Below are 4605 nucleotides of genomic sequence, written 5' to 3'. Positions count from 1 at the left end.
CGATCGGGTCACGGCCGAACAGGCCGCCGAGCTGGGATTGGCCCACGCCCTGCTGGCGTGGCGTCAGCGCAGCAGCACAGGGTTCCGGCGGTTCGCCCGATCAGCGATCATGCGGCAGATCAGCACCCGTTGATTCCCGTTTCCGACTGCGCGCTCGCCCCCCGCACGCGGGCAGTGGGGTGACCGTGGTTCTCCTCGCGTCGGCCGCGAAGAGCAACCCGACCCCCGCCGGGCAGCGGTGCCCGAAGACGCCCGCGTCCCGGAAGTCCTCCGGACAACGGCGTCCCATTTGCCGGGTTCATCCCCACGTAGTGGTGTTTTCATCTTCCGTTCACCGCGGCGGGGCAACATGGTCCCGACGTGACCGCATCGTGGCGGGCGCCTTGGGGACGGATGACCAAGTGAGTGGGATGAGACAGGGCCACGCCCGGCCGCCGGAGTTCGGGTTCTCGCGAGTTCCAGAAGCAATCGCGACGACCCATCGCGTGCGCGCCGTCACGCCAGTCGGCACTGGGTCGGTGATTGCGCCCACAATCGCACTCGTCACCGTTGCGGGCTGAACCACTGTGACGACCTCGCGCCCGGCCCCTGAGGAGTGGCAACGGGCGCCCGCCAACCAGCACACAGACCGGGAGCATTCCGAGCTCGACCGCGAACGATCCACCGTCATAGCGACTTTGAGACAGCACTATCGGCGCGCCAAAGCGATTCGTGAGCTCAAGCGTCTCATTCGGAGCGCCCCGACCGCGACGATTCGCAATGATCTGATGACCATCGCGGCCCGGAACGAACGCTCCACTTGACCACGATCTTCGGCCGCGAACACGCTGGACCCAACGCCGCCACACCCGCACTACGCACGGTGCCCCGAGCCCGCTGCGCCGGGCCGATGCGGCCGGGCACGTTAGGTTGGTCATTGGGCGACGCCGCCGACCGCGGGGTCCCCGACGGCGAGGGGCGAACCTGATGCGTGAAGCGTTTCATGCGCGGCTGGACGCCTTGGCGGATCACACGGCGGCGATGTGCGAGTCCGCCGGCGCCCTGCTGGAGCACGCCACCAGCTCGGTCTGCGACACCGACCGAGCTCGAGCGGAGTTCGTCATCGCCAAGACCCCGGATATGGACCGGCAGTGCGGCCGGGCCGAGGACATGGTAGTGGAGCTGCTTGCCCTGCAGGCTCCGGTCGCGTCGGACCTGCGGCGAGTGGTCTCCGCGTTGTGGATCGTCGGCGACGTCGATCGCATGCGTGTGCTGGCCACCCACGTCGCCCAGGCCACGTTGCGCCGCTACCCGGAGGCGGTGCTACCAGCGGATATCAGCCCGGTGTTCGCTCGGATGGGAAAGATCGGGGTGGAGCTGGCCGGGCAGGCCGCCATCGCCCTGCGGGCTCGTGACGTCGCGCTGGCCGAAGCGGTGACGGCCAAGGACCCGGAGGTCGCCAGGCTCTACCGGGAATTGTTGACGACGGCGGTCAACGCCAGCTGGCCGCACGGCGTGGCTGCCGCGATCGACACCTGCCTGCTCGGCCGCTTCTACGACCGGTTCGCCGACCACGCCGTCCTCATCGCCGACCGGGTCGTCTACCAGGTGACCGGCCACCGCAGCGTCGCCGAGACCGACTGACGACAGCAACGGTGGTGTCCTGCCCGGCACCTCGCGGCAGACCCGGTCCTGGACCATTGCCGACCTCGTCCGCCGGTGAACCGGCGCGACGCCCTCAGCCGAAGCGGCCGGAGATGTAGTCCTCTGTCGTCTTCTCGTGAGGGTTCGAGAAGATCTTGGTGGTGTCGTCGTACTCGACGAGCTTTCCCGGCTGGCCGACGCCTGCGAGATTGAAGAACGCCGTACGGTCCGAGACCCGCGCGGCCTGCTGCATGTTGTGGGTGACAATGACGATCGTGTAGCTGCCCTTCAGTTCGCTGATCAAGTCCTCGATGGCCAGCGTGGAAATGGGGTCGAGTGCCGAGCAGGGTTCGTCCATGAGCAGCACGGAGGGTTGCACGGCGATCGCGCGGGCGATGCACAGCCGCTGCTGCTGTCCGCCGGACAGGCCCGCACCGGGACGGCTCAGCCGTTGTTTGACCTCCTCCCACAGGTTCGCGCCCTTCAAGGAGCGTTCCACGATGTCGTCCGTCTCGCTCTTGTTCTTGCGGGCGCCGGAGATCTTGTACCCGGCGATGACATTGTCGTAGATCGACATGGTCGGGAACGGGTTCGCCTTCTGGAACACCATGCCCACGGTGCGGCGGACGTTCACCGGGTCGACCCCCGGGCCGTAGAGGTCCTCCCCGTCGAGCATGACCGAGCCGCTGACCCGGCCGCCGGGGATCACCTCGTGCATCCGGTTCAGCACCCGCAGGAGGGTGGATTTGCCACAGCCCGACGGACCGATGAAGGCCGTCACCGACAGCGGCGCGATGTTGATCGAGGCTCCCTCGACCGCGAGGAAGTCGCTGTAGTAGACGTTGACGTCATCGACGTCAATGCGCTTTGCCATGGCGGGCTGCAACTTTCAGTTCGTGACGGGCGAGCCGTCGCCGGATCGGGACGGCGGTTAACGGGCCTTGGGCTGGAACAGTCTGGCGAGCAGGCGCGCACCGACGTTCAGGATCAGGACGAGCAGGACCAGGGTGAGCGCCGCGCCCCATGCGCGGGCCTCGGTGAGGTCGTTGGAGGTGGTGCCGGCGCGTTTGCCGAGTTGGTCCCAGACCATCATGGGCAGCGTCGCCATGTCGCCGGAGAACGGGTTGTAGCTGATCCGCGCCGTGTAGCCGACGAGCAGGATCAACGGTGCCGTCTCGCCGGCCACCCGGGCAACAGCCAGCAGCGACGCCGTGATCAGGCCCGACATGGCGGTAGGCAGAACGACTTTCAAAATCGTCCGCCACTTGGGCACACCGAGCGCGTAGGACGCCTCCCGCAGGTCCCGGGGGACGAGTTTGAGCATCTCCTCCGACGCCCGCACCGACACCGGGACCATCAGGATCGCCAGCGCGATCGAGCCGGCCGCACCGAACGGCCGCATACCGAAGCCCAGCAGAAGGAACGTGTAGACGAACAGGCCGGCCACGATGGACGGCACCCCGGTCATCACGTCGACGAAGAACGTCACCGCCCTGGCGAACTTCCCCCGCCCGTACTCGACCAGGTAGATCGCGGTGAAGATGCCGATCGGCAGGGCGATGACCGTTGCGATGCCGACGATGATCAGGGTGCCAATCAACGCTGCATAGATGCCACCGCCCTCCTGCCTGCTGGTCACCCCGCTCATCGACTTCAGGAAGAAGTCGGGGGTGAAAAGGGGGAGGCCCTTCACCGCGATGTAGCTCAGGATCAGCACGAGAGGAACGATCGCGCAAACGAATGATGTGTAGATCAGCGTCGACGCGAACCGGTCCTTGGCCCTCCGGCGGCCCTCCACGGAGAACGACCAGGCGGTCAGCACGATGATGAAGAGGGCGGCGCCGGTGAAGAACGTCGTGTACCAGCCGGTCCAACCGAACAGGAACTTCATGCCGCCTGCGATACCCCAGCCGACAACGGCCGAACCGTAGGGTGCCCACTTCGGCAGCCTGGCCCCGACGAGATCGGAATGGGTGCGCACGGGTGACTTGCCATCGGGCTTCGTCGTGACGGGCGCGGAGGATGCTGGCCGGTTCATGCCGTGAAGTCCTTCCTGCGGGCGATGACGATGCGAGCGATCGAGTTGACCACAAGAGTGATGACGAACAGGAACAGGCCGGCCGCAATGAGGGCCGCAATGGCAACCGGATTGCCGCCGGACTCTCCGAACTTCAGGGCGATAGTCGAGGCAAAGGTGTCTCCGCCGGGTTCGGTGATGTGCCAGTTGATGACGAAACCGGAGTTCAGCACCAGCGCGACCGCGATGGTCTCACCGAGCGCACGACCAAGCCCGAGCATCGCGGCCGAGATGATCCCTGCCCTGCCGAACGGCAGCACGGCGGTGCGGATCATCTCCCACTTCGTCGCGCCCAGCGCCCACGCGGCGTCGATGGTGTCCCTGGGCACCTGCAGGAACACCTCCCGGCAGACCGCAGAGACAATCGGAATGATCATGATCGCGAGGACGATGCCGGCGATCAACAGCGACTTGCCGAACTGGCTCGCGGTGGTCGCCGTCTGATTGTTGAAGATCGGGATCCAGCCGAAATACACCGACAACCATTGCTGGAAGCCCTGGGTGTTGGGGATCAGGAAATACAGGCCCCACATGCCGAATACCAGTGAGGGAACGGCGGCCAGCAGGTCGACCATGGCACCGAGGCTGGTGGCTGCCCGGCGCGACGCGTAGTTCGAGATGAACAAGGCGATACCGATCGCGATCGGCACGCCGATGACCAGCGCGATGAACGAGGACATCACGGTGCCGAAGAAGACAGCGGCCATACCGAAATAGGGCGGGGTCGCCTGCGGGTTCCAGGACTGGGTCGTGAAGATGTTGCCCGAGTTGTCGGTGAAGGCCGGGATCGCCTTCCAGACCAGGAAGATCGCGATGGCCGCCATCACCACCAGGAGCAGCGCGCCGGACCCGGCCGCCAGTCCTCGGAACACTCTGTCTCCAAGGCGAACCGAACTGCCGGAGAT

The 4605-nt window shown here is 66.3% G+C and carries 4 protein-coding genes; 1 reads left to right on the top strand and 3 read right to left on the bottom strand.

Features of this window, described 5'->3' with window-relative positions:
* The first annotated feature begins 966 nt into the window (after window positions 1-966).
* Window positions 967-1623, top strand: a complete 657-nt coding sequence (locus VET27_RS23140) for a phosphate signaling complex PhoU family protein (RefSeq protein ID WP_526521939.1) — start codon at window positions 967-969, stop codon at window positions 1621-1623.
* A gap of 94 nt (window positions 1624-1717) precedes the next feature.
* On the opposite strand, the gene pstB is transcribed toward VET27_RS23140, so the two are convergent.
* The 3 genes from pstB to pstC all read right to left on the bottom strand — a co-directional run.
* Window positions 1718-2497, bottom strand: a complete 780-nt coding sequence (pstB, locus tag VET27_RS23135; protein WP_526521938.1) for a phosphate ABC transporter ATP-binding protein PstB — start codon at window positions 2495-2497, stop codon at window positions 1718-1720.
* Between the two features lie 57 nt (window positions 2498-2554).
* A complete protein-coding gene (pstA, locus tag VET27_RS23130) occupies window positions 2555-3661 on the bottom strand; it encodes a phosphate ABC transporter permease PstA (RefSeq protein ID WP_526521937.1) in 1107 nt (368 codons plus the stop codon).
* A partial coding sequence (gene pstC / locus VET27_RS23125; protein WP_526521936.1) for a phosphate ABC transporter permease subunit PstC occupies window positions 3658-4605 on the bottom strand: 948 nt, incomplete at its 5' end. The genes pstA and pstC, both read right to left, overlap by 4 nt.

This window comes from Mycobacterium sp., assembly GCF_035633495.1.
GTDB lineage: Bacteria > Actinomycetota > Actinomycetes > Mycobacteriales > Mycobacteriaceae > Mycobacterium.
This window is presented reverse-complemented; position numbering and strand designations above follow the sequence as displayed.

What these genes read in the sequence shown, in the direction of transcription:
- pstB (WP_526521938.1), bottom strand. Translation starts at nt 2,497, where the DNA reads ATGGCAAAGCGCATTGACGTCGATGACGTCAACGTCTACTACAGCGAC.
- VET27_RS23140 (WP_526521939.1), top strand. Translation starts at nt 967, where the DNA reads ATGCGTGAAGCGTTTCATGCGCGGCTGGACGCCTTGGCGGATCACACG.
- pstA (WP_526521937.1), bottom strand. Translation starts at nt 3,661, where the DNA reads ATGAACCGGCCAGCATCCTCCGCGCCCGTCACGACGAAGCCCGATGGC.